This is a genomic window from Roseibium sp., assembly GCF_050301095.1.
Taxonomy (GTDB): Bacteria; Pseudomonadota; Alphaproteobacteria; order Rhizobiales; family Stappiaceae; genus Roseibium.
The window spans coordinates 1-21363 of the sequence record NZ_JBNKYW010000220.1 but is presented as its reverse complement, the minus strand read 5'-3'; the positions used below and the strand labels follow the sequence as shown (position 1 = coordinate 21363).

General features: G+C 62.0%; 23 protein-coding genes and 1 pseudogene. 5 read left to right on the top strand and 19 right to left on the bottom strand.

What is annotated here, in order from left to right; all coding sequences use genetic code 11:
* Nucleotides 1–181 (top strand): annotated as a pseudogene (locus ACQY7U_RS19630) (response regulator); the annotation flags it as partial.
* 237 nt (nucleotides 182–418) lie between these two features.
* On the opposite strand, the gene ACQY7U_RS19625 reads toward ACQY7U_RS19630, so the two are convergent.
* The 4 genes from ACQY7U_RS19625 to argH form a co-directional block, all read right to left on the bottom strand.
* The gene (locus ACQY7U_RS19625; protein ID WP_428648138.1) at nucleotides 419–3019 is read right to left on the bottom strand and encodes a TIGR02302 family protein; all 2601 of its coding nucleotides are present in this window, start codon (nucleotides 3017–3019) and stop codon (nucleotides 419–421) included.
* Nucleotides 3020–3157: 138 nt separating this feature from the next.
* A complete protein-coding gene (gene lysA, locus ACQY7U_RS19620) occupies nucleotides 3158–4432 on the bottom strand; it encodes a diaminopimelate decarboxylase (RefSeq protein WP_428648135.1) in 1275 nt (424 codons plus the stop codon).
* A 51-nt stretch (nucleotides 4433–4483) separates the two neighbouring features.
* On the bottom strand, nucleotides 4484–4726 hold the full coding sequence (locus tag ACQY7U_RS19615; protein ID WP_428648132.1) for a lipoprotein: 243 nt from the start codon (nucleotides 4724–4726) through the stop codon (nucleotides 4484–4486).
* Nucleotides 4727–4801: 75 nt separating this feature from the next.
* Nucleotides 4802–6187 (bottom strand): argininosuccinate lyase, encoded by a 1386-nt coding sequence (gene argH / locus ACQY7U_RS19610; protein ID WP_428648129.1) that lies wholly within the window; start codon nucleotides 6185–6187, stop codon nucleotides 4802–4804.
* Nucleotides 6188–6228: 41 nt separating this feature from the next.
* On the opposite strand from argH, the gene tlpA reads away from it, so the two are divergent.
* Nucleotides 6229–6891: a thiol:disulfide interchange protein TlpA gene (gene tlpA, locus ACQY7U_RS19605; protein ID WP_428648126.1), complete on the top strand. Its 663-nt coding sequence runs from the start codon at nucleotides 6229–6231 to the stop codon at nucleotides 6889–6891.
* Between the two features lie 23 nt (nucleotides 6892–6914).
* Here the strand turns inward: tlpA and ACQY7U_RS19600 are convergent, their stop codons facing one another.
* The 9 genes from ACQY7U_RS19600 to ACQY7U_RS19560 all read right to left on the bottom strand — a co-directional run bounded on the left by ACQY7U_RS19600 (nucleotide 6915) and on the right by ACQY7U_RS19560 (nucleotide 13748).
* Complete coding sequence (locus ACQY7U_RS19600) at nucleotides 6915–7124, bottom strand: hypothetical protein (RefSeq protein ID WP_428648124.1); 210 nt, start codon at nucleotides 7122–7124, stop codon at nucleotides 6915–6917.
* Between the two features lie 25 nt (nucleotides 7125–7149).
* A complete protein-coding gene (locus ACQY7U_RS19595) occupies nucleotides 7150–7410 on the bottom strand; it encodes a hypothetical protein (RefSeq protein WP_428648121.1) in 261 nt (86 codons plus the stop codon).
* Between the two features lie 302 nt (nucleotides 7411–7712).
* Entirely contained in the window at nucleotides 7713–7916 is a 204-nt protein-coding gene (locus tag ACQY7U_RS19590) for a hypothetical protein (RefSeq protein ID WP_428648118.1), read from the bottom strand.
* Nucleotides 7917–7978: 62 nt separating this feature from the next.
* The gene (locus tag ACQY7U_RS19585) at nucleotides 7979–9487 is read right to left on the bottom strand and encodes an AMP-binding protein (RefSeq protein WP_428648115.1); all 1509 of its coding nucleotides are present in this window, start codon (nucleotides 9485–9487) and stop codon (nucleotides 7979–7981) included.
* 8 nt (nucleotides 9488–9495) lie between these two features.
* Nucleotides 9496–10377, bottom strand: a complete 882-nt coding sequence (locus tag ACQY7U_RS19580; RefSeq protein WP_428648113.1) for a 3-hydroxybutyryl-CoA dehydrogenase — start codon at nucleotides 10375–10377, stop codon at nucleotides 9496–9498.
* A 139-nt stretch (nucleotides 10378–10516) separates the two neighbouring features.
* Nucleotides 10517–11449 (bottom strand): electron transfer flavoprotein subunit alpha/FixB family protein, encoded by a 933-nt coding sequence (locus ACQY7U_RS19575; protein WP_428648110.1) that lies wholly within the window; start codon nucleotides 11447–11449, stop codon nucleotides 10517–10519.
* Nucleotides 11450–11472: 23 nt separating this feature from the next.
* Nucleotides 11473–12222, bottom strand: coding sequence for an electron transfer flavoprotein subunit beta/FixA family protein (locus tag ACQY7U_RS19570; RefSeq protein WP_428648107.1), 750 nt, complete (start codon nucleotides 12220–12222; stop codon nucleotides 11473–11475).
* Nucleotides 12223–12510: 288 nt separating this feature from the next.
* Entirely contained in the window at nucleotides 12511–13209 is a 699-nt protein-coding gene (locus ACQY7U_RS19565; protein WP_428648105.1) for a hypothetical protein, read from the bottom strand.
* On the bottom strand, nucleotides 13206–13748 hold the full coding sequence (locus tag ACQY7U_RS19560) for an RNA polymerase sigma factor (protein ID WP_428648103.1): 543 nt from the start codon (nucleotides 13746–13748) through the stop codon (nucleotides 13206–13208). The genes ACQY7U_RS19565 and ACQY7U_RS19560 overlap by 4 nt, the downstream gene beginning before the upstream one ends.
* Before the next feature lie 94 nt (nucleotides 13749–13842).
* Here ACQY7U_RS19560 and ACQY7U_RS19555 point away from each other — a divergent pair, with 94 nt between their 5' ends.
* Nucleotides 13843–14415, top strand: a complete 573-nt coding sequence (locus ACQY7U_RS19555) for a hypothetical protein (protein ID WP_428648100.1) — start codon at nucleotides 13843–13845, stop codon at nucleotides 14413–14415.
* Between the two features lie 21 nt (nucleotides 14416–14436).
* Nucleotides 14437–14826 (top strand): RT0821/Lpp0805 family surface protein, encoded by a 390-nt coding sequence (locus tag ACQY7U_RS19550; protein ID WP_428648097.1) that lies wholly within the window; start codon nucleotides 14437–14439, stop codon nucleotides 14824–14826.
* 35 nt (nucleotides 14827–14861) lie between these two features.
* Here ACQY7U_RS19550 and ACQY7U_RS19545 read toward each other — a convergent pair whose 3' ends face one another.
* Genes ACQY7U_RS19545 through ACQY7U_RS19525 form a run of 5 tightly spaced genes read right to left on the bottom strand, consistent with a single transcriptional unit; the run spans nucleotide 14862 to nucleotide 18611 of the window.
* The gene (locus ACQY7U_RS19545; protein WP_428648094.1) at nucleotides 14862–15554 is read right to left on the bottom strand and encodes a rhomboid family intramembrane serine protease; all 693 of its coding nucleotides are present in this window, start codon (nucleotides 15552–15554) and stop codon (nucleotides 14862–14864) included.
* Nucleotides 15555–15588: 34 nt separating this feature from the next.
* Entirely contained in the window at nucleotides 15589–16164 is a 576-nt protein-coding gene (locus ACQY7U_RS19540) for a cob(I)yrinic acid a,c-diamide adenosyltransferase (RefSeq protein WP_428648090.1), read from the bottom strand.
* A gap of 36 nt (nucleotides 16165–16200) precedes the next feature.
* Nucleotides 16201–16398 carry a twin transmembrane helix small protein gene (locus ACQY7U_RS19535; protein WP_428648087.1) on the bottom strand — a complete coding sequence of 66 codons (198 nt, stop codon included), beginning with the start codon at nucleotides 16396–16398 and terminating at the stop codon, nucleotides 16201–16203.
* 59 nt (nucleotides 16399–16457) lie between these two features.
* On the bottom strand, nucleotides 16458–17330 hold the full coding sequence (locus tag ACQY7U_RS19530; protein WP_428648084.1) for an SDR family oxidoreductase: 873 nt from the start codon (nucleotides 17328–17330) through the stop codon (nucleotides 16458–16460).
* A 42-nt stretch (nucleotides 17331–17372) separates the two neighbouring features.
* Nucleotides 17373–18611 (bottom strand): ubiquinone biosynthesis hydroxylase, encoded by a 1239-nt coding sequence (locus ACQY7U_RS19525; RefSeq protein ID WP_428648081.1) that lies wholly within the window; start codon nucleotides 18609–18611, stop codon nucleotides 17373–17375.
* A gap of 134 nt (nucleotides 18612–18745) precedes the next feature.
* Between ACQY7U_RS19525 and tesB the strand changes: the two genes are divergently transcribed.
* Nucleotides 18746–19612 carry an acyl-CoA thioesterase II gene (gene tesB, locus ACQY7U_RS19520; protein ID WP_428648079.1) on the top strand — a complete coding sequence of 289 codons (867 nt, stop codon included), beginning with the start codon at nucleotides 18746–18748 and terminating at the stop codon, nucleotides 19610–19612.
* 227 nt (nucleotides 19613–19839) lie between these two features.
* On the opposite strand, the gene ACQY7U_RS19515 is transcribed toward tesB, so the two are convergent.
* Entirely contained in the window at nucleotides 19840–21045 is a 1206-nt protein-coding gene (locus tag ACQY7U_RS19515; protein WP_428648077.1) for a CobW family GTP-binding protein, read from the bottom strand.
* Between the last annotated feature and the right edge of the window lie 318 nt (nucleotides 21046–21363).

Here is a 21363-nt window from a genome sequence, read left to right as displayed (position 1 = left end):
CTATCCGGACATGCCGATCCTGCTGATGACCGGCTTCGCGGACCAGCGCGAGCGGGCGAACGGCCTTGAGTCCCTGGTCCATGACGTGGTCACGAAGCCGTTCTCCCTCGCCGATATCCGCAAGGCGGTCCGCGGCGCCATCGCCGGCGAACTGCCCCGGGAAACGCGCCGATACGCGTAAGTCCAGACCGGACGCACCGAGATGAAAGACCCCGCTTCAAGCGGGGTTTTGTTTGCCGGGTGCACAGTCCGGCATTCCGGTTTCCAGGCCATCCTTCGAGACAGCGCTCAGCGCTTCCTCAGGAGGAGGGGCCGGGGTGGTTTACATTGTGGATTATCAACTCGAACGCCCTCATCCTGAGGAGCGAGCTTGGCTCGCGTCTCGAAGGATGGGTCGCTTGTTCTTTTCCCGTGCGGATCAATACCGCTTCAAAAGCCTTTCCAGATAATCGAGCTCCAGTTTCGGCCGGGAAGGATCGGAGAACCGCCGGCGGAGTTCTTCCAGAATGCGCCGGGCTCTCTGCACATCGATTTCGTCGGGAATCTGCACCCGGTTGTTGAAATCGGGTCCTTCAGTACGGCGCGGACGGCCCAGGGGATCCTCATCGAGAGGAGAATTGGCGTTGGGTGAGCCGGCGCCTTCGCCCTGGCCCATCATCTGTTCCGTCAGCCCCTGTGCGCCGCGCCGCAGCGCATCGAGCGCGTTGCCCTGCTGGCCGAGCGCCTTCTCTCCCTGGCCCTGCCCCAGGGACTGCTGGGCGTTGCCCATGGATTCGCCGGCTTCCCCGAGTGCCTCGTTCTGGCCCATGCCGTTCTGGTCGAGCTGCTCCATCAGCTGTTCCAGCTGCTGTGCAAGGTCGCCCTGGCCCTGCTGCAACTGCTTCAGCATCTTTTCCAGCTGCTCCAGGGTCAGCTGCTGGCCTTCGCCCTGTTGTCCCTGCTGACCTTGCTGGCCCTGCTGGCCTTGTTGCTGCTGCTGGCCGCGCCGGTTTTGCTGGTCCTGGTTGAACTTGTGGGTCTCGTCCATCAACTGTTGCTGGCGCTGGATCATTTCGCCCAGTTTGTTGAGCATCTCCATCATCTCGCTGGACATGCCGTTTGGCGACATCTGCGGCCGGCCCGCCTGAAGGTTTTCCAGCATCCGCTGCATCTGGGCCAGCAGTTCCCGGGCAGCGTCGCGGGACCCGGTGCGCGCCAGTTCCTCGATGCGGTTCAGCATTTCGGTGAGATCCTGCTGGTTGAGCGTCTGCTGATTGCTGTCGAAGGGCTGCATGGCCTGCGGGTTCTGGCGCATCTGCTCGGCAAGGGCCTGCATGTATTCATTGAGCGCTTCGCGAAGCTGCTGGGTGAGTTTGGCGATCTCCTCGTCGCTCGCCCCTTCCTCCAGGGCCTTGCGCAAGGCCTCCTGCGCGTCGCGCAGCTTGCGTTCGGCGGCGGACAGGTCGCCATCCTCAATGGAAAGCGCAAGGTCCCACAGCAGCGGCAGAAGCGCTTTCAGGTCCTCATCCGAACGGGCATTGACCAGTTCGCCGTAGGCGAACCGCATGCCGAGGTAATTGCGCGGTTTGTAGTCGAACAGGTCCGGTGCAAGCAGCAGGGCGTCGAAGGCCATGATCACCTCCGGGTGGCTCTGCGCGTCGAGTGCAAGTGTCCGGCGCTGTTCAACCACGGCACGGGCCAGCGGCTTGCCGAAACGGCGTTGCGGCAGGGTGATCTGATAGTCGGGCGACCGCCCTTCCTGACCGGCCTGATCCCGCGCCAGCAAAGCGAGATTGACCTCCGATCCGGCCCAGGGATGAGAGGTCAGGTCCCGGATGGTTTCTCCCGTCTTCGCCGTTCCGGACCGGGGCGGCAGGGACAGGGGGAATTGAGGTGCGTCGACCAGCGGCCGGGGAACGCGGCCCTGGCGGTCGGGATCGGGCAGCGGCGAGATCCGCGCCTCGGCAGAGACAACACCGTAGTCGTCATTCACGAGGTAGGAGAACTTCAGCGCACCGCTGAGCTGTTCCTCCGGATCGTCGACAAGACGGATCTCCGGCTCATCGTCGGCGCGCACGGCGAACACGAACCGCATCAGCGGCTCCTCGCCATTGGTGAGATCGACCACGCCGGTCGTTTGCAAGTTGAGCCGGCGTTCGACCGGCAGCAGGTGTTGCCGGTCCGGATCGGACGCGTCTGCGGACGCTTCCGGTTCGATGGCTTCCGCTTCCTTGCTGCCTGCAGCGGTGAAGGTCATGCCGAGATTGCGTGCACCCTGGGTCCGGACCACGAGAATGGACCCTTCGGGCACGGACACAGGAGCACCCGGCTCCCGGAGCTGCGCGCTTTCGCCGGTCAGGTAGATCGGCGGCTCGCTGGTATAAAGCGGCGGTGTCACCCAGGCATCCAGACGGCTGGGCGGTTCAACGGTTTTGAACGGGTTCTGGAAGGCCGAGACAAGCCGGCCGCCATAATCACCGGCGGCTGTCGAAAAACCGACCACCAGCACGCAGGCTGCCACGACACGCAGCGCCCAGGGGTCGCGGCGGAAAGCCTGCGGATCGGGTGCTTTTGAACGGATTGCGGCAAGGGCCTCGGCAGTGCGCCGCTGGTGCAGCGCCCAGATAGCCCGGCTCTCCGGATTGTCCGCGCCGACGGTCAGATCGTCTTCAAGGGTCGTCAGCGGGCGGTGGGTATAGCCGGAAGCCTTTTCAACGCGGTCCAGCGCCTCGGGCCGGGACGGCCAGGAAAGGCGGAAGAGGTCCCGTGCGCTCCACAAGGCGGCGGCCGCAAAGCCGGCGATGCCCACTGGTCCGGCCCAGGCAGGCAGCACCAGCCACAGCCCCAGCCAGGAAACACCGACAAACATTCCGGCAACCACGAGGACCGGCAGGAGCGCGCGCCACAGACGTTCCAGAAACAGGGCAACGCGGCTGTGCCGGACCAGCCCGTCCAGTCGCGAGCGGATGAACCCCCGACGGTCCAACCTGCCGAACGGGACCGGTGGTTCGGGATCCTGGGTGTTGTCATTCGGGCTCAAGGGCACCTCCGGTTCGTCACCGGCCACGGCACCCACCTTCACAAGTGCCGGCAGCCGGATCTGCCTACCCTACAATAAGGTGAGGCATAGGAGGCCTTCCGGCAACCTGTCGGGCCAATTAAAACCCGGCCGCTCCGGTCACGAACCCTCGAGCCAGTCCGGAATCCGGTCGAGACCGAGCAACTCCTCGTAACTGGTTCTGGGCCGGATAACTGCAAACTGGTCAGAATTGACGAGGACTTCCGGGATCAGCAGGCGCGAATTATAGGTACTCGATTGCACCGCCCCGTAGGCCCCCGCAGAATAGACGGCCAACATATCCCCAGCATTCACGCGGGCCATGTCCCTGTTCTGGGCCAGGAAATCGCCGGTTTCGCACACGGGACCGACGATATCGGCCTTGATTCGCTCGGCTCCACCGGCGTTTTCCGCGACCGGACGGACTTCGTGATAGGCCTCGTAAAGCGTCGGCCGGATCAGGTCGTTCATGGCCGCATCGACGATGACGAAGGTCTTGTCGGCGCCTTCCTTCACGTAGATCACGCGGGTGACGAGGATGCCGGCATTGCCGGCAATCATCCGGCCGGGTTCGAACATCACCTTGCAGCCGAGTTCGCGCACGTGTTTCTTGACGACCTCGGCATAGGCATCCGGATGGGGCGGCGGATTGTTGTCCGTGACATAGGGAATGCCGAGCCCGCCCCCCAGATCCACGTGGTCGATGCCATGGCCCTGGCCGCGCAAATCCGTGATCAGGTCGCCAAGACGCGAAAAGGCATTGTCGAACGGTTCCAGCTCGGTGATCTGCGAGCCGATGTGCATGTCGATGCCGGTCACCTTGATGCCGGGGAGGCTTGCCGCCTCCGCATAGACTTCGCGGGCGCGTTGCCAGGGAATGCCGAACTTGTTTTCCGCCTTGCCGGTCGCGATCTTGGCGTGGGTCTTGGCATCGACATCCGGATTGATGCGCATGGAAACCCGCGCGGTCCTGCCCATCTGGCTGGCGACGCGTGAAAGCTGCAGCAGTTCCGGTTCGGATTCCACGTTGAAGCACAGAATGTCTTCCTGCAATGCGTAGGCCTGTTCGGCTTCCGTCTTGCCGACCCCCGAAAAGACGATCTTGTCGGCCGGCACGCCGGCAGCACGGGCGCGGCGCAATTCGCCTTCCGAGACGACGTCCATGCCGGCCCCGAGCTGGGCCAGGGTCTTGAGCACCGCCTGGTTGGAATTGGCCTTCATCGCATAGCAGACGAGCGAGGGTATATCGCCGAAGGCGGAGGAAAAGACCTCGTAGTGCCGCGTCAGCGTCGCTGTCGAATAAACGTAGAACGGCGTGCCGACTTCGCGCGCGATTTCTTCAATCGCCACGTCTTCGGCATGAAGCACCCCGTTTTTATAGTCGAAATGATGCAAGGGAAGCCCTCATCGGCTGACACCGGCGGCCTGCGGCGGCGCCCGGGAACTTTAGTTTATCAGGAAGTCCAGTACGAACGGCTTGTCGTTTTCAGGCGCTTCCGCCTGGACCGGTTCAACTGCCACGGCCGGATCGGCTGCCACGGCATCCGGCTCTGCCTGAACCGCGCCCGGATCGTCGAGCCCGCCCTTCCGGCCGCACCCGGCCAGTGTCAGGCTCAGGCAGAGGCCGAGCAGCGCCAGAAGTTTGAACCGGGTTGTCATGACGATAAATGCCCTTCGGAAATCCTTCACGGTCCTTCTCCTCGCATGACGGGCCGGTTTCGGCAAGACCGCTTGAGCCTGCCATGCGAAGATCGGTGCCTACGGTCAGCCCTTTGAAAGGTCCTTCAGCCAGCGGCGCGCCTGCTTGCGCACGTTGACCGGCGAGGTACCGCCATAGCTGGTGCGGCTGCGCACGGACTTGTCGACGGACAGGACGGAGAAAATCTCATCCGAAATCTTCGGTTCGACTGCCTGCATGTCCTCCAGGGACACCTTGTGCAGCTCGACATTCTGCTCAACCGCAAGGGCAACAATCCGGCCGGTGACGTGGTGCGCGTCGCGGAACGGCAGGCCAAGCACGCGCACGAGCCAGTCGGCAAGATCGGTTGCGGTGGAATAGCCGGAGCCGGCGGCCTTCTTCATCGTCTTGGTCACCGGCTCAAGATCCTTGACCATGCCGGTCATGGCGGCAAGCGCCAGGGAGACGCTGGCAAGGCCGTCGAAGGCCTGTTCCTTGTCTTCCTGCATGTCCTTGGAATAGGCGAGCGGCAGCCCCTTCATCATCACCAGCAGCGCCTGGAGCGAGCCGTAGATGCGGCCGGTCTTGGCGCGAACCAGCTCGGCCGCGTCCGGGTTTTTCTTCTGCGGCATGATGGAGGAGCCGGTCGAGAACTTGTCCGACAGCTTGACGAAGCCGAATTGCGCCGAACACCAGATGACGATTTCCTCGGCCAGACGCGACAGGTGCATGGCCGTCAGCGAAGCCGCCGCCAGCGCCTCGATGACGAAGTCACGGTCGGAGACCGCATCGAGGGAGTTTGCGGTCGGCCGGTCGAAACCAAGCGCTTCGGCAGTCATCTTCCGGTCGATCGGGAAGGAGGTGCCGGCAAGGGCGGCGGCACCGAGCGGGCATTCGTTCATGCGCTTGCGCGCGTCACGCACCCGGCCCCGGTCGCGGGAAAACATTTCGACATATGCCAGCATGTGATGCCCGAAGGTCACCGGCTGGGCGGACTGGAGATGGGTAAAGCCGGGCATGACGTCGCCGGCATGGGTCTCGGCCTTTTCCGCCAGCGCCTGCATCAGCTCACTCAGCTGTTCATCCAGCGTGTCGAGCGTGTCGCGCACCCACAGTCGGAAGTCCGTCGCCACCTGGTCGTTCCGGGAACGGGCCGTATGCAGACGTCCGGCGGCCGGACCGATCAACTCGGCCAGACGCGCCTCGATGTTCATGTGAATGTCTTCCAGCGCGCGGGAAAACCTGAACGTGCCGCTTTCGATCTCTGACAGGATTGTGTCTAGACCTTGAACGATCTTGTCGGCATCGTCCTGCGTCACAATGTCCTTTTCGGCGAGCATGCGCACATGGGCTTTCGAGCCGTCGATGTCTTGCTTATATAGCTTCCGGTCGTAGTCGATGGAGGCGTTGATCTCCTCCATGATGGCGTCCGGTCCTTCTGCGAACCGGCCTCCCCACATGCGATTGCTCATGTCCTGTCCCTTAAGAGGCGCCTCTTGCGAGGTGTGAACCGATGACGAAGCCAACCGAACCCGTGAAATCCTCCAAGCGCGGTCTTTTTGCCGCCGGGCTCGCGGGTGCTGTTGCTGCTGTAGCGGCTCTATACGTGATCGCCGGACCGAATGGCAACATCACTGGCGGCCAAAGCTGTACGGCAGCGCTTGAAACCGCGGCCAAAATCACGCCTTTCGCGACCGGCGACGTGGCTGCGTTCCTGCCGGCAAGCGCGCCGCTGGACCTGACGAACCTGACGTTCAGGGGACCGGACGATCAACCGGTGACCATGACCGACTTCAAGGACAGAACCATCCTGCTCAATCTCTGGGCCACATGGTGCGCTCCCTGCCGCCTGGAAATGCCGGCGCTCGACGCGCTTCAGGCGGACATGGGAAATGAGGATTTTCAGGTGGTTACGGTCAACCTTGACCGGGGCGGGCCGGAAAAGCCGAAAGCCTTCCTGGAGGAAATCGGCGTCAGCGATCTTGCATACTATCACGACAGCTCGAACGGTATCCTGAAGGACCTCAGGAAGGTCGCACGGGCAACCGGGCTGCCGACCACGATCCTGGTCGATCCGGATGGCTGCGAGATCGGAACCATGTATGGCCCGGCCGAATGGGCCTCCGGCGACGCGAAAGCCCTGATCAAAAATGCGCTGGCACAGCCTGAAAGCTGATACCAGCCTCGATTGACGGAATTCTAAACGGAAATGTCGACGGCCTGACCAAGACCCGGAATCTTCCGGGCTTCGCGGCGTACTTCCTCCGTTTCCTTCGCTTCGTCCAGGCGTGCGGCGACACCGCGCTCCTGTTCGTTCTGGTCACGGATCGCATTGGCTGCGAGCTGCGTGCGTACGTCGGCCGCACTGTAGGCTGCCGAAGACGACGAGCTGTCCGATACACCTGCCATGACTGTACTCCTGTGGTACGGGCCTTCAGACCCTGATATCGACCCGGCTACCCAGACCGCTTTCCGCATTGCGGTTCTGCGCCCGGTCCTGCAGCTGTTCAGCCTGCCGGCTCAGGAATTCCGTCCGGTTCGAACTGAAGTCCGCCTGACGCCGAACCGTTTCGGCAGCCGCTGCAGACCGCCGTGCCTTGACCGCCTCCGCCTGTTCCGCAACCTTTTCGGTCCGCGGAGACTTGAGTGACGGCTGAAAGGCCGGTGATTTTACGTTTCCGATTGCTTCGGGCATGGTACGTCCAATCCGTGGCTACCATTGTTCGATCATTCTGCCCCAAAGGACTGAATCCAAAGGTAAATTTGAAGCGGATTTCGGTTTTTTGCTTTTTTGATTACTTCCGGAAAGCAGGGGAATTAACTTAAATCTTAATCATTTTGGCAAAGTACATTGAAACTGCTCACCATTTCCTCTGCGTCAAGAAAATCTTCAGGCGCACGAAGCCGGAGACTTCGGCGGAGGCCACAGGCCGTCAGGCCCATTACGGAACGGGATTCCGACGGGTATTAAGAATTTCGCGGGGGAAATTGAGCGTCTCAGGCGGTCACATCAACCCGGGCACCCATGCCCGGAGGCGGAGCCGACTGCATGGACTGGAGGTTTTCAGCCCCCTGTTGCAACAGCGCGACCAGATTGGCATCCTGCTGGGCTGCCATCTTCATCATCTCGGACTGCAGCGCCTGACCCGTCTGGGCCTGGGTCATTGCCACATAGCTGTTCGCAATTCCAACGCTGTCCATCTGATGCTCCCGAGTGTGGGTGCAGACTACTCCCCTGCCCTTAAGCTAGGGTTAACAAAGGCTTACTCCGACTGATCGAATTTTCGGAATTCGCCGAGCGCCTTCCGGCGCACCTTGCCGGAAGGTGTGCGCGGAAGTTGGTCGACGACCCGGTAGTCCTTGGGGCGCTTGTATTCGGCCAGTTGTCCGGCTGCGTGGGACGCGAGCCGGTCGAGGTCGAAGGTTTCCGGATCGCGCGGCACGACAAAGGCGGTGATCAGACTGACGCCGGACCGCGCGGGCAGGGCCGTCACGGCGACTTCCTGGACTTGCGGATCGGCTGCCAGGGCCCGTTCCACCTCCTCCGGCGCCACCCGGTAGCCGAAGGCGTTCATGAGATCGTCCGCGCGGCCCTCGTACCAGTAATAGCCGTCTTCGTCGCACCGGGCCCGGTCTCCGGTCAGGAACCAGTCGCCCCGGAACGCGGCCTCGGTCTCCTCGCGCCGTCCCCAATAACCGAGCATCAGGCCCGGTTCGTCACGGTGAATGGCCAGCAGACCTGCCTCGCCGGCACTCGCGGGCTCCTCGCTATCGCCGCCCTCCCGAAGGATCGCGACCCTGCGCCCGGCCTGCGGCTTGCCCGGAGATCCGGGTTTGACCGGAACCTCGGGTGCGCTGGAGAGGTAGGTCGAGATTTCGCTCATGCCGAGCGCTTCATAAAGCTCGCGCCCGGTCCGCTCCCTCCATTCATGATACAGCGTGGCGGGCAAGCCTTCGCCTGCCGTCAGCCCGTGACGCAGCGCCGGAAACGACGCCGGGGTTACTTCACCGTATTTCAGGATCCGGCGGTAAAGGCTCGGCACGGCCGCAAACAGGCTCGCCCGGCTCGCCTCGATGATATTTGGCCACAGGTCCGGTTCGCGCGGCCCGTCATAGACGATGCTGGTGGCCCCGTTCGCCCAGGGATCCATCAACCCGGCACCGAGTGTGTAGGTCCAGTTGAACGCGCCCGCGTGAAGGAGCCTGTCCGAGGCCGTGATGCCGTACCAGCCCCGGTACATCGGCGCCCGCGCCGCGGCCGCCCGCTGCGCATGGAGAACGCCCTTGGGAGTGCCGCTGGTACCGGAGGTATAGATCAGGAAAGCGGGATCGTCCCGCTGCGTTTCGGCAAAGGAGCCGGGCGCCGTGCGTTTCAGCGCTTCGATATCGTCCGGCCCAAGCAGTTGAACGGCGCCAACTTCCGGCAGGGCGGTCTTGCCGTCGTGAACAACAAGCGCCGCGCCGCTGTCTGCAAGGATGGCGGATGCCTCGGGAGGCGTCAGTTGCGCGGAGGTTGGAACCGGAACAAAGCCGCCCGCAATCGCTCCGAAGAACAGCAGGGGAAAATCGCTGGAATGCCCGATCCTGAGAAGGATCCGGTCGCCGGTCCTCAGTCCCCGGTCCTGCAACCCGGCTGCAACGGACAAAACCGTCGCGGTCAGCTTGCCGTAGCTCCAGGTTTCCAGGGCCGAACCATCCGGCCCGACCACTTCCAGCGCCGTCTTGGCCATGTCGGCTGCGGCGCTGGTCAGGCAATAGCGGGCCAGGTTCATGCGCGGTCTTAGCGGGTGGGAACCGGATGTTCGCCGCGATAGTCGTAGAAGCCGCGCTGCGTCTTGCGGCCGAGCCAGCCGGCCTCGACATATTTCACCAGCAGCGGGCAAGGCCGGTACTTGGTGTCGGCAAGGCCTTCATAGAGCACCTGCATGATCGACAGGCAGGTGTCGAGACCGATGAAATCGGCAAGTTGCAGCGGCCCCATCGGATGGTTGGCGCCAAGCCGCATGGCCTTGTCGATGGATTCCACCGAGCCGACGCCTTCATAAAGCGTGTAGATCGCCTCGTTGATCATCGGCAGCAGGATGCGGTTGACCATGAAGGCCGGGAAATCTTCCGCGACGGCGATCTGCTTGCCCAGCCGGTCGCAGAAAACCTTGGAGGCCTCGAAGGTTTCGTCCTCTGTGGCAATGCCGCGCACCAGCTCGACGAGTTCCATCACCGGCACCGGGTTCATGAAGTGAATGCCGATAAAGCGTTCCGGACGGTCGGTCGACGCGGCCAGACGCGTAATGGAGATCGAGGAGGTGTTGGTCGCCAGGATGGCTTCCGGTTTCAGGATCGGGCAGAGCTGCGAAAAGATCTTGCGTTTGACCTGCTCGTTCTCGACCGCGGATTCGATCACCAGATCGGCATCGGCCAGAAGATCGAGATCCTCCGCCGGCTTGATCCGGTCCAGTGCCGTTGTCCTGACTTCTTCCGAGATCAGGGACTTGGAGACCTGGCGCGCCAGGTTCCCGTTGATGGAGGCAAGACCCGATTCGATCCGCTCCCTGGAAATATCGCTCAAGGCCACATCAAATCCGGCCACCGCACACACATGCGCTATGCCGCTGCCCATCTGACCTGCGCCAATTACGCCGACTTTCTTGATTTCGACAGCCATCCTGAAATTTCCGATCTTTACTCTGTGACCCGACTGACCCGGTTGCGGCTATTTTTGGCAAGTCTTTCGCCGAACAGCAAGGACCCCGGAGCGAAAACTGTTGTTCACTCCGGGGCCCGTGGTCAATTTACCGCAGGTCTTACTCGACGGCAGCCTTCAATTCCGGCAGAACTTCGAAGAGATCCGCGACAAGTCCGTAGTCCGCCACCTGGAAAATCGGGGCTTCCTCGTCCTTGTTGATTGCGACGATCACCTTGGAGTCCTTCATGCCGGCCAGGTGCTGGATGGCACCGGAAATGCCGCAGGCAATATAGAGATCCGGGGCAACCACCTTGCCGGTCTGGCCGACCTGCCAGTCGTTCGGCGCGTAACCGGCATCGACGGCGGCACGGGAAGCACCGACGGCTGCACCGAGAGCATCGGCCACCGGCATGATGACTTCCTTGAATTTTTCCTCAGACCCGAGCGCGCGGCCGCCAGAGATGATGATCTTGGCAGACGTCAGTTCCGGACGGTCGGACTTGGACAGTTCCTCGCCGACAAACTCCGAAAGCCCGGTTCCGTCGGTCCCGGCTACGGTCTCGATCGCAGCCGAACCGCCTTCTTCCGCAGCGGCGAAAGTGGAGGTCCGTACCGTGATGACCTTCTTCGGATCACCGGATTTGACGGTCTGGATGGCATTGCCCGCGTAGATCGGACGCTCGAAAGTGTCCGCATCGACAACAGACGTGATGTCGGAAATCTGCATCACGTCGAGCAGGGCGGCAACACGCGGCAGCGTGTTCTTGCCGTTGGCGGTCGACGGGGCGACGATGGCGTCGTAGCCGCCGGCAAGGCCGACGATCAGGTCTGCCGTCGGTTCGGCCAGCTGGTGTTCCAGCGCATCGCTTTCGGCAACCAGAACCTTGGCAACGCCGGAGAGTTTGGCAGCCTGCTCGGCCACGCCCTGGACGCCCTTGCCGGCAACCAGCACGTGGACATCGGCGCCCAGTGCCACGGCAGCGGTCAGGGCTTTGGCGGTCGCATCGCTCAAGGCGCCGCCGGCGTATTCAGCCACAAGAAGTGTAGTCATCTGTTTTCCTCCTGCGACGGTCCTTAAAGGACCCCGGCCTCATTCTTGAGTTTATCGACCAGCTCGGCGACGGACTCGACCTTGATGCCGGCCTTGCGGGCCGACGGTTCGGTGGTGGTGACCACCGTCAGGCGCGGCGTGATGTCGACGCCGAAATCCTCGGGGGTCTTTTCGTCGATCGGCTTCTTCTTGGCCTTCATGATGTTCGGCAGGGATGCATAACGCGGCTCGTTGAGCCGCAGATCCGTGGTGACGATGGCCGGAAGCTTCAGCTTCACGGTCTGGAGGCCGCCGTCGACTTCGCGGGTCACGTCGACGGTGCCCTCGCCAAGATCGACCTTGGAAGCGAAGGTTCCCTGGCTCCAGCCGAGGAGGGCTGCCAGCATCTGGCCGGTCTGGTTGCAGTCGTCGTCGATGGCCTGCTTGCCGAGGATCACGAGGCCTGGCTCTTCAGCATCGACGATGGCCTTCAGGATCTTGGCAACGGCCAGAGGTTCTGTCGTCTCGTCCGTCTTGACCAGGATGCCACGGTCTGCCCCCATGGCAAGGCCTGTCCGGAGGGTTTCGGTCGCCTGTTGCGGACCAACGGAAACAACAACGACCTCGGTCGCCTTGCCTGCTTCCTTCAGCCGCAGGGCTTCTTCGACGGAGATTTCGTCAAAGGGGTTCATGGACATCTTGACGTTGGCAAGATCGACGCCTGAACCATCCGCCTTTACGCGGACCTTCACGTTGTAGTCGATGACCCGTTTGACGGGTACGAGGATTTTCATTTGGTCTCAACCTCTTGCTGGGCCGGCATACACCGCACCGCATTTCTCAAGGCTCGCCGCCGGAATGACGCAACGGAACAAACGGCGGAAATGAGCCAATCGTGGCGCATGGCGGGGGACGGTACTGACCTGCAAAGCGGCTGTCAATTGCGCTAAACGGTCAAACCCGCCAATTTGCCGGGCTTGGAAAACCGCGCGTCGCAATGATGACAGTTCGGCACCGCAGCAATCCGCCGGAAACGGCGTCGGATTTCAGAAAATGCCGGTTGGCAAACAGTTGCCGGGAGATCAGATTCCGGACGTCTGCTGGCCGAGCGGATCGGAGACCGGTTCGGCAAGAACGGTCGTCCAGACCCCGTTGCCGTCCCTGCAGGCTGTGCCGCGGATGGACAGGTCCAGTTTGCCGAAGCTGGATTGCCGCAGATACTCCCGGCACCAGTGACCGCTCCTGCTCTTGTAGGTCTTGATCGGCGTCAGCACCTCGGACCAGCTCGCGCCCTGGCCGATCTGAACGGTTTCGCCGCTGACCTTTGTTTCCAGCGCCTCCTGCACCGTCTGGGCAAGAAGCGTGCGTTCGGTCTCCATATGGGCCGCCAGGGAAGAGACCGTATCGTCAAGACGCGATTGCATCCAGAAAGAGGTGAACATGAAGGTTCCACCGATCAGAACCAGCGCCGCCGCCATCTGGACCAGGGTATTTTTCCAGGACACGTGATGAACCGGCATCTCGGGGATCTGCCGTTTTTCGAACTCGCGGTCGATCATCGCCTGAAACATGTCCAGGCTGGCCTGGGGGACGGTCTCGGCAACCGCTTTCTTCAGCAGCATGTCGTCATGCGCCATCTGCCGCAGAAGGTCGTCGCCGCCATCGGTCTGCTGGATTTTGGCCAGCAGTTCGGGTCGTTCTTCGGCGGAAACTTCGTCATCCAGGAGCCTGCCGATGCTTTCCGCCAGCAGGATCTGATCGCGTCTTTCATCAAAAGTCATCGCATTCCTCCTGGCAGCCTGCGCAGATTGGCTTCCGGTGCCGCATCGTTCGACTCCAGCCATTCCCGCAACCGCAGCCTGGCACGGGCGAGCCGGCTCGTAACGGTTCCGATCGGCACGCCCAACTCATCTGCGACGTCCTTGTAGCTGCGACCTTCCACAGCAATCTTCAAAAGCACGTCGCGGTTGTCCGCATCCAGTTGACCGATAAAAGCCTGCACCTTCTGCAAATCAAGACTGCTGGCCGCTGCCTTGTCGCCGTCATAGCTTTCTTCGAAATCCAGCATTGCCAGATCGAACAGCCTCGCGCGGTTCGCGGTGTCCCGTTGGGAGTTCAGAAACAGGTTCTGCACGATCCGGAACATCCAGCTGTCCAGGCGCGTTGCCGGGTCAAACTGATCGAGAGATCGGATTGCACGCTCGCATGCCGTCTGCACCAGATCGTCGGCCTGATCCGGGTTTCTGCACAACCGCAAAGCGAAACTTCTTAGCTTCGGGAGCAAACGGATCATGTCCGCTTTCAGGTCTTCGTCGGGCAAGAAGTTCTCCGCAATACAGCTCTCACGATGGACAACACGTAATGAGACCTTTTGATCCCGACTTTTTTTATACTATGTTTGGGAAGAAGAGAGAATGCCCAAGTGTTGTGTCGTCGAGACCAAAGTACCGAAATTCCGCCACATCGCCCTACCACGCCACGTTGAAGACGACCCGCCGATGAAAAACACCCGCCAGTCACCATTGCAGGATTGCCTCTTTGGGATGAAACGCGTTCTGCCGACTGCGGCGGCTGCCGCGATGGCGTTCTCGCTTGTCTTTTTCACTCCCTTGGTCGACATGAAGGATTCCATTGCCGCGGCCGCGCAGTCCTCCGGCAACAACGGCAACGGTGGCGGCAAAGGGAACAGCGGCAATCACGGAAACGGCGGCGACCGCGGCAACAATGGTGGCGGTAACAGCGGCAACAACGGCGGCGGCAACAACGGGAACGGCAATTCCAACGGGTCAGGCAACGGGCGCGGTCCGGGTTCCGCTGCTTCGAACGCATCCACAAATTCCGGTGGAGACACTTCACAAACACCTACCGCAGGTGGTATTTTGAATCGTCTCTTCGGTCAGCCCGGTTTCAATGTTGACAGCGAACCGTCCGGCGGAACATTGTCCGAGCGGGAAGAACGGGAGGCTATTCAGAACGGGTGGCAATAGATCCGGAAGGCGGAACCGGCATTGAAGCTTTTGAATTTTCGAGCCCTAGGGCGCACTACTTTATTGATTTTCAGTGTTATTGCTGTTTCCGGTTGCACAGGGGTCACCCCAAGGGAGGCAACCGCGACGGCATCCGTCCCAAGCACAGCCCAACTGAATTATTCCGACAAGTCCCTGGCAAGCAGCAATCTGCAAGCGGCGCTTGAGAAGTCGTTGTCAGGCCGATCGCTACGCTGGAAGAACCCGGCAAGCGGTGTCAGCGGCATGGTAACCCCGTTGAAAACCTGGAAGACAGTCCAGGGCACATACTGCCGCTCCTACAACGAAAAGATCAAACTGGCGTCCGGCGAATTGCTCGACCGGCGCGGCGTCGCCTGCCGCTCCTCCGAAGCCATCTGGAAGTCCGCCTGATCCAGGGCGGGAACCTGTCCGGCCCTGAGGGCGTTTCAGACAGCATCCCGGTCGAACAGCACCACACCCTTGCGGCGCATGAAGACCACGAGCAAGGCCCCGGCGGCCAGCCCGCCGACATGGGCGACAAAGGCCACCTGGCTGTCCGCGGACAAAATCATGTTGACCACCTGATAGACAACCCAGGCGCCCAGAAGCCAGATCGCCCGAAGCCTCAAGGGTATCCGGCCGAGCACCAGCACCCAGACCTTGACCCTTGGATGCAGCATCAGATAGGCGGCGACCACGCCGGAAACAGCCCCCGATGCGCCGATCAGCGGCACGTCCGAACTGACATCCACCAATGCATAGGCCAGGCCGCCGGCGGCCGCGCAAATCGCGTAGAACAGCAGATATCTGACGTGGCCCAGGGCATCTTCGACATTGTCGCCGAACACCCACAGAAACAGCATGTTTCCGGCCAGATGCATGAGACTGCCATGGAAGAACGCATAGGTGAGGAGGGAGGCCCACTCCGGCAGCATCTGCAATTGCGGCGCCAGGTCCCGAAGATCGAAAAACACGGCGGGAATGAGGCCGAACGAGTAGGAAGAGGCACCTACAGCCCGACTTTCTCCCATCCCCTGGTAGAAAAAGAAAATCGCCAGATTCGCAGTGATGATTGACAGGTTCACAATGGGAAAGGGGATGTGAACGCGCTCGTTGTGATCGTAGAGGGGAATGAACATCTGGGTGGCAACCCTCCGGCAACCGGTTTGACAACTACCGGTTCTGGCCCGGCACCCACAAAACGTCCTGGTCTCCCTTGCCGTTCAGGTAACGGGAGGCAACAAAGAAATAGTCCGAAAGCCGGTTCATGTAGCGCAGCGCCGCCGGATTGACCGCCTCTCTGGTGGCCAGGTCGACCATCAGCCGTTCGGCCCGTCGCGAAACGGTGCGCGCCAGATGAAGATGCGCTGCCGCCGGACTGCCCCCGGGCAGGACAAAGGAGCGCAGCGGCGACAGGTCCCTGTTGAGGGCGTCGATGGCGTTTTCGATGGCTTTCACCTGGGCGTCGGTGATGCGCAGAGGCTCGTAGCCGAGGTCTTCTCCCGTATCCGGCGTCGCAAGGTCCGCACCGAGATCGAACAGGTCGTTCTGGATGCGTGAGAGCATCTGATCCACGTCCGGCGCGGCGGTTGCCGTCTGCAGCCGGATGAGGCCGACAACGGCATTGGTCTCGTCGACGGTCCCGTAGGCTTCAATCCTCAAATCGCTTTTCGGGCGGCGTTCGCCTGAACCGAGCGCGGTCGTGCCGTCATCGCCGGTCTTCGTGTAGATCTTGTTCAGTACGACCATTCAGCCCCGCCCCGTCTTCCTGCTGCTTTCGGTTTGTCAGTGACCCGTTCCAAAGAAGTACAGGCCGCCCATCACAAGCACAATGACCAGAAACTGCAAGCCCACCCGCCAGCGCATCAGCATCTGCGAACGGTTGGACGGCCCGTTCCGGAACATGTTCCAGATGCCGAGCAGCAGTACCAGAGCCACCGCGGCCATGCCGGCCGGAATGAGAAAATTGATAATTTCAGCCATTTGTATTGTCCTAGTTCGGCCGGTCCGAGGCCAGCCTGGCAGTCCTGTCCGAAGACCGTCTATTCCTCGTTGCCGGCTGCGCGTATGCAGATCCGGTCCAGGAGGAAAGTCGGCAAGATCCGTTTTGCCACAGCCATGACGCTCGTCGGAACAGTGACATGATACCGCGCTTTGGGCCGCTTGGCCTCCACGGCGTGAATGAGTTTCTTCACAACGGCCTCGGGCGGCAGTTTGAAGGGGCCTGGTTCGCCCATCTCCATACGGCGGCGGCGATTCAGGTAGGCTTGCCTGTGCACGGAGGAATGCAGACCCTTGTCGCCAATCCAACGGTCGAAATTCGCAAGCGCGTTTTCGGTGAATTTCGTGGCGATCGGACCGGGTTCGATCAGGCAGACATGAATGCCCGTTCCATCCAGTTCGTGCCGAAGCGTGTCCGAATAGGCCTCCAGAGCGAATTTGCTGGCGGTATAAGCCCCCCGGTATTTCATCGCGACCAGCCCGAGCACGGACGAGCACTGGACGATCCGCCCGGAACCATTGGCCCGCATGGCCGGGATCAACCGCCGGGTCAGATCGTGCCAGCCGAAGAAATTCGCCTCGAACTGTGCACGAAGAGCCTGCACCGGAATGTCCTCCAAGGCGCCCGGGATCGCATAGGCGCCGTTGTTGAATACCGCATCCAGCCTGCCCTCGGTCAGGCGAAGCACTTTCTCGGCGGTGGCGGCAATGCTGTCCGGATCTTCGTAGTCGAGCCGGCTTGCCTCGAACCCCAATGCCGCGAGGCGGTCCACATCGTCCTGTTTCCGGGCCGCCGCGAACACCCGCCAGTCCCGTCCGCGCAGAAGATGGGCCGCCGCGAGCCCGATCCCCGACGAGCATCCGGTAATCAGGATCGAGCGATGCGCAGGAAAGCTCTCGGGGTAATCACTCATGCGGCCGGAATCCGATTGTAAAAAATAACAGGCAAATTCCTATCAGATCGGATCACCGGAAAGCAATTTCGGCACGGGTCCGGCAAAGCCGGCCGCTTCCTTGATGAAGTGCGTCTTCAGACCCGGCATGCGGTCGACAAGCCCCAGGCCGAAATCGCGCGCGGCGCGCAGGAGATCGTTGTCGTTGGAAAACAGGCGGTTGAGCACATCCGTCACGACGCCCATCTGGAAGGTGTCGAACCGCCGCCAGCGCTGATAACGCTCGAGCACGTCGAAGCCGCCGACATCCTGGCCGAGACGCCGCGCATCGATCAGCACTTCGGCGAGCGCCGCGACATCCTTGAAGCCGAGATTGAGCCCTTGCCCGGCAATCGGGTGAATGCCATGGGCGGCATCGCCGATCAGGGCGAAGCGCGGCTTGACGAAATCGCGCGCCAGCTTCAGGCCCAGCGGATAGGCCCGGCGCGGCCCCTCCAGGGTCAGCGCTCCCAGATGATGGCCGAAGCGCCGTTCCAGCTCCAGCTCGAAAGTGAAATCGTCAGAACGCACCAGGCGCTCCGCGTCCGAGGTCTTTTCCGTCCACACCAGCGAGGACCTGTTGCCGGGAAGCGGCAGGATTGCAAAGGGACCGGCCGGCAGGAAATGCTCCTCCGCCCGGCCGTTGTGCGGGCGCTCGTGTCCGACGGTCGTCACGATGCCTGACTGGCCGTAGTCCCAGTTGACCGTGCGAATGCCGGCAAGGTCCCGAAGTTTGGAACGCACCCCGTCGGCCGCCACCAGAAGGCGGCTCTTCAAGACGGTGCCGTCATCCAGTACCAGTTCGGTATGATCGGACAGGGTCCGGAAGGTTTCGGCGGTGCCGGGCGCAAAGAAGGAAACGCCCAGTTTCTTGGCGGCCTTGTAGAGCGCGGGCATCATGACGCCGTTGGGCATCATGTGCGCGAAGGGTTCACCGGCCGTCGCCTGGCCGTCAAAGGTCAGGAAAACCGGCCGGACCGCGTCCCGCAGCTTGCTGTCGGTCACAATCATTTCGTTGATCGGCTGGGCCTCGCCCTCGATCTGTTTCCAGACACCGAGCTGGGTGAGCATGCGGGAGGCGGCAGCGGCAATCGCGGAAGCTCGCGGATCCTTGTGGAGCTGGTCCATCGGCTTCGGGTCGACAACGGCGCAACGGAGCCCGGCATCCCCCTGCTTCAGGGCGACGGCGAGCGACAGCCCCACATAGCCGCCACCGGCAATCACAACATCAAACATGTCGGTGGCGTTCTTCTTTTTCGCCATTGTCTTCTTCTCCAAGGTCCGGTACCCGGCTTCCCCAAGGACATCTTGACTTTAACGTCAACAGCCGTCCAAGAGTGCACGTCGGTCATGGACACACAAATCACCCGTTCGTCTATCTAACAGGGATTGCACCAATGAACACGGCCGTTGATGGTCTTCTTGAAATTCTCGACCTGGAACCGCTCGAGCGCAACCTGTTCCGTGGTCGCAGCCCGCAGGTCGGCTGGCAACGCGTGTTCGGCGGCCAGGTGATCGGCCAGGCGCTGGTGGCCGCCTCCAGAACAGTGGTCGAGGACCGGCACGTGCATTCGCTCCATGGCTATTTTCTGCGGCCCGGCGATCCTTCTGTGCCGATCATCTACGAGGTCGACCGTATCCGGGACGGCGGCAGCTTCACCACACGGCGTGTGGTCGCGATCCAGCACGGCGAGGCAATCTTCTCCATGGCCGCGTCCTTTCAGGTGTTCGAGGAGGGGCTTGAGCACCAGATCGCGATGCCGGATGTCCCCAGGCCCGACGAACTGCCGAACCAACAGGAGCTGAAGGAAAAGTTCCTGTCCAAGGCCCCTGACAACATCCGTCGCTACTGGGAACGGGAGCGGCCGATCGAATTGCGCCCCGTGGACATGACGCATTATTTCAGCGGAAAACCCCTGCCGCCGCAGCAATATGTCTGGGTGCGGGCGACGGACGCGCTGCCCGACGACGAGTGCATTCACCAGTGCGTGCTGGCCTATGCCTCCGACATGACGCTGCTCGACACCTCGCTGTTCCCCCATGGCACCTCGGTCTTCAACCCGAAGATCCAGGCGGCCAGCCTCGACCACGCCATGTGGTTCCACCGCCCGTTCCGCGCCGACGACTGGCTGCTCTACGCGACCGACAGCACCTCCACCTCCGGATCGCGCGGCATGAACCGGGGCTCGCTTTTCACAAAAGACGGCCTCCTGATCGCCTCCACCGCCCAGGAAGGCCTGATCCGGTTGCGCAGCCGGGATTAGGTCATCGATTGCTAGGGATTACGAGATCCATTTACAGTTCGAAAATTGACCAAACCACCTCATCCTGAGGAAGCGCGGTAGCGCTGTCTCGAAGGATGGGCGGCAAGCTCAGTGCAAGCTGCCCATCCTTCGAGACGGACCTGAAGGTCCTCCTCAGGATGAGGATTTTTCCTTGGAAACTGCCTGTCTCAATCAACGGAGCCGCATCAATTTGCGGCACTGTTCACTCACCTCACCGGACTGGTGAACCCCGAGACCGCCAGCGGGTTTTCCATCTGCGCCTGGTGATCGGGCGTGTCCGGCAAGAGGGCGCCGGAAAAGGCCTCGAACATCTTGCGCACGAAGCCTTCCGGCAGGTCCTTGGTGATGAACACCATGCGCGTGCGCCGGTCGCCGTCCGGCCAGCCTTCCAGCGTCGCCGGCGGGTGGAACACGTGCTGGACACCGTGAATGACGACGGGACGGTCCGGATCTTCCACCAGCTGCACGATGCCCTTGACCCTCAGGAGTTTCGGGCCGTGGGCGGAACGCAGCAGGTCGAGGAACATTTCCAGGGCGGAAGCGGGAACCGGCCGGTCCGTCGACAGGGTGAAGGCCCGGATCGAGTCGGAATGCCTGTTCACGTCGTGCGCATGGTCGTGACCATGATGATGGTGCCCGTGATGATGGTCGTGAGAATGACCGTGATCGTGGTCCTTGGCCGCCTCGAAGGCTTCCGTGTTCAACCAGGCCGCCACATCCGGGATCTTGCTGTCCGGATCATAGAGCCCGGCATTGAAAAGCTCGGCGGGACCCGCGTCGCCCGCCTGAACATCAAGCCGTCTTGCCCCCGGATTGAGGGCCTGCAGCCGGTCTTTGAGATCCGCGAATGCGGCCGTGTGCTCCTGCGTTTCCAGAAGGTCGGTCTTGGTGAGCACCAGACGGTCGGCCACGGCGGCCTGCTTGCGGGCCTCCTCGTGTTCGTCCAGGGTCGACAGGCCATTGACCGCATCGACAAGGGTCACGACGCTGTCCAGCCGGTAGCGCATCACCAGATAGGGGTGCAGCATGACCGTGTGCAGGATCGGCGCCGGGTCCGCCAGGCCGGTGGTTTCGATCACGACCCGGTTCAGCCGCTCCATCCGGCCGTTGTCCAGCCGCCGCAAAAGGTTCTCCAGCGTGGTCACCAGATCGCCCCGGATGGTACAGCACAGGCAGCCGGAGGAAAGCTCCACGATGCCGTCGCCCGCCTGATCCACAAACAGGTGATCGAGGCCGATCTCGCCGAATTCGTTGATGATGACCGCCGTGTCCGCCATGGCCGGGTCCTGCAGGATCCGGTTGAGCAGTGTCGTTTTGCCCGAGCCCAGAAAGCCGGTCAGCACCGACAGGGGGATGGGCGGTTTCGGACCCTTGCGCTTGGATGTGTCAGAGGTCGGAGCAGGGGAAGCCATGACGCTTGTCTCCAGGTCATGCCGCGGCTTCGGGAAGGTTCCCGGCCAAGATGACGGTCAAGAATACCGGAAAGCCGTGGCGCAGTCAGGCGGCACGGCTACCATTGTTTTGAGGCAAAGGTCAAAGGGATTGCGGAAGGGCTCTTTCTACCCGGCGTTCAGCACCGTGATTTCGGCCGTTTCCGCTTCGGCTTCCCCGTCAGCGTCTTCACCGGCGTCCGAGGCAGCATCGGCTTCGGCCATGGCCTCGTCGGCATCCGCTTCCGCGTCCAGGGTCTGCGAAGCTTCATCCGTATCGACGACGGTGCGGACCGCTTC

Coding starts and splice junctions, on each gene's coding strand:
- ACQY7U_RS19595 (WP_428648121.1), bottom strand. CDS start 7,410: ATGCCCGAAGCAATCGGAAACGTAAAATCACCGGCCTTTCAGCCGTCA.
- ACQY7U_RS19575 (WP_428648110.1), bottom strand. CDS start 11,449: ATGACTACACTTCTTGTGGCTGAATACGCCGGCGGCGCCTTGAGCGAT.
- ACQY7U_RS19600 (WP_428648124.1), bottom strand. CDS start 7,124: ATGGCAGGTGTATCGGACAGCTCGTCGTCTTCGGCAGCCTACAGTGCG.
- ACQY7U_RS19580 (WP_428648113.1), bottom strand. CDS start 10,377: ATGGCTGTCGAAATCAAGAAAGTCGGCGTAATTGGCGCAGGTCAGATG.
- ACQY7U_RS19540 (WP_428648090.1), bottom strand. CDS start 16,164: ATGGTCGTACTGAACAAGATCTACACGAAGACCGGCGATGACGGCACG.
- tlpA (WP_428648126.1), top strand. CDS start 6,229: ATGACGAAGCCAACCGAACCCGTGAAATCCTCCAAGCGCGGTCTTTTT.
- ACQY7U_RS19585 (WP_428648115.1), bottom strand. CDS start 9,487: ATGAACCTGGCCCGCTATTGCCTGACCAGCGCCGCAGCCGACATGGCC.
- tesB (WP_428648079.1), top strand. CDS start 18,746: ATGAACACGGCCGTTGATGGTCTTCTTGAAATTCTCGACCTGGAACCG.
- ACQY7U_RS19565 (WP_428648105.1), bottom strand. CDS start 13,209: ATGACTTTTGATGAAAGACGCGATCAGATCCTGCTGGCGGAAAGCATC.
- ACQY7U_RS19525 (WP_428648081.1), bottom strand. CDS start 18,611: ATGGCGAAAAAGAAGAACGCCACCGACATGTTTGATGTTGTGATTGCC.
- ACQY7U_RS19545 (WP_428648094.1), bottom strand. CDS start 15,554: ATGTTCATTCCCCTCTACGATCACAACGAGCGCGTTCACATCCCCTTT.
- ACQY7U_RS19555 (WP_428648100.1), top strand. CDS start 13,843: ATGCCCAAGTGTTGTGTCGTCGAGACCAAAGTACCGAAATTCCGCCAC.
- ACQY7U_RS19590 (WP_428648118.1), bottom strand. CDS start 7,916: ATGGACAGCGTTGGAATTGCGAACAGCTATGTGGCAATGACCCAGGCC.
- ACQY7U_RS19515 (WP_428648077.1), bottom strand. CDS start 21,045: ATGGCTTCCCCTGCTCCGACCTCTGACACATCCAAGCGCAAGGGTCCG.
- ACQY7U_RS19535 (WP_428648087.1), bottom strand. CDS start 16,398: ATGGCTGAAATTATCAATTTTCTCATTCCGGCCGGCATGGCCGCGGTG.
- ACQY7U_RS19530 (WP_428648084.1), bottom strand. CDS start 17,330: ATGAGTGATTACCCCGAGAGCTTTCCTGCGCATCGCTCGATCCTGATT.
- argH (WP_428648129.1), bottom strand. CDS start 6,187: ATGAGCAATCGCATGTGGGGAGGCCGGTTCGCAGAAGGACCGGACGCC.
- ACQY7U_RS19570 (WP_428648107.1), bottom strand. CDS start 12,222: ATGAAAATCCTCGTACCCGTCAAACGGGTCATCGACTACAACGTGAAG.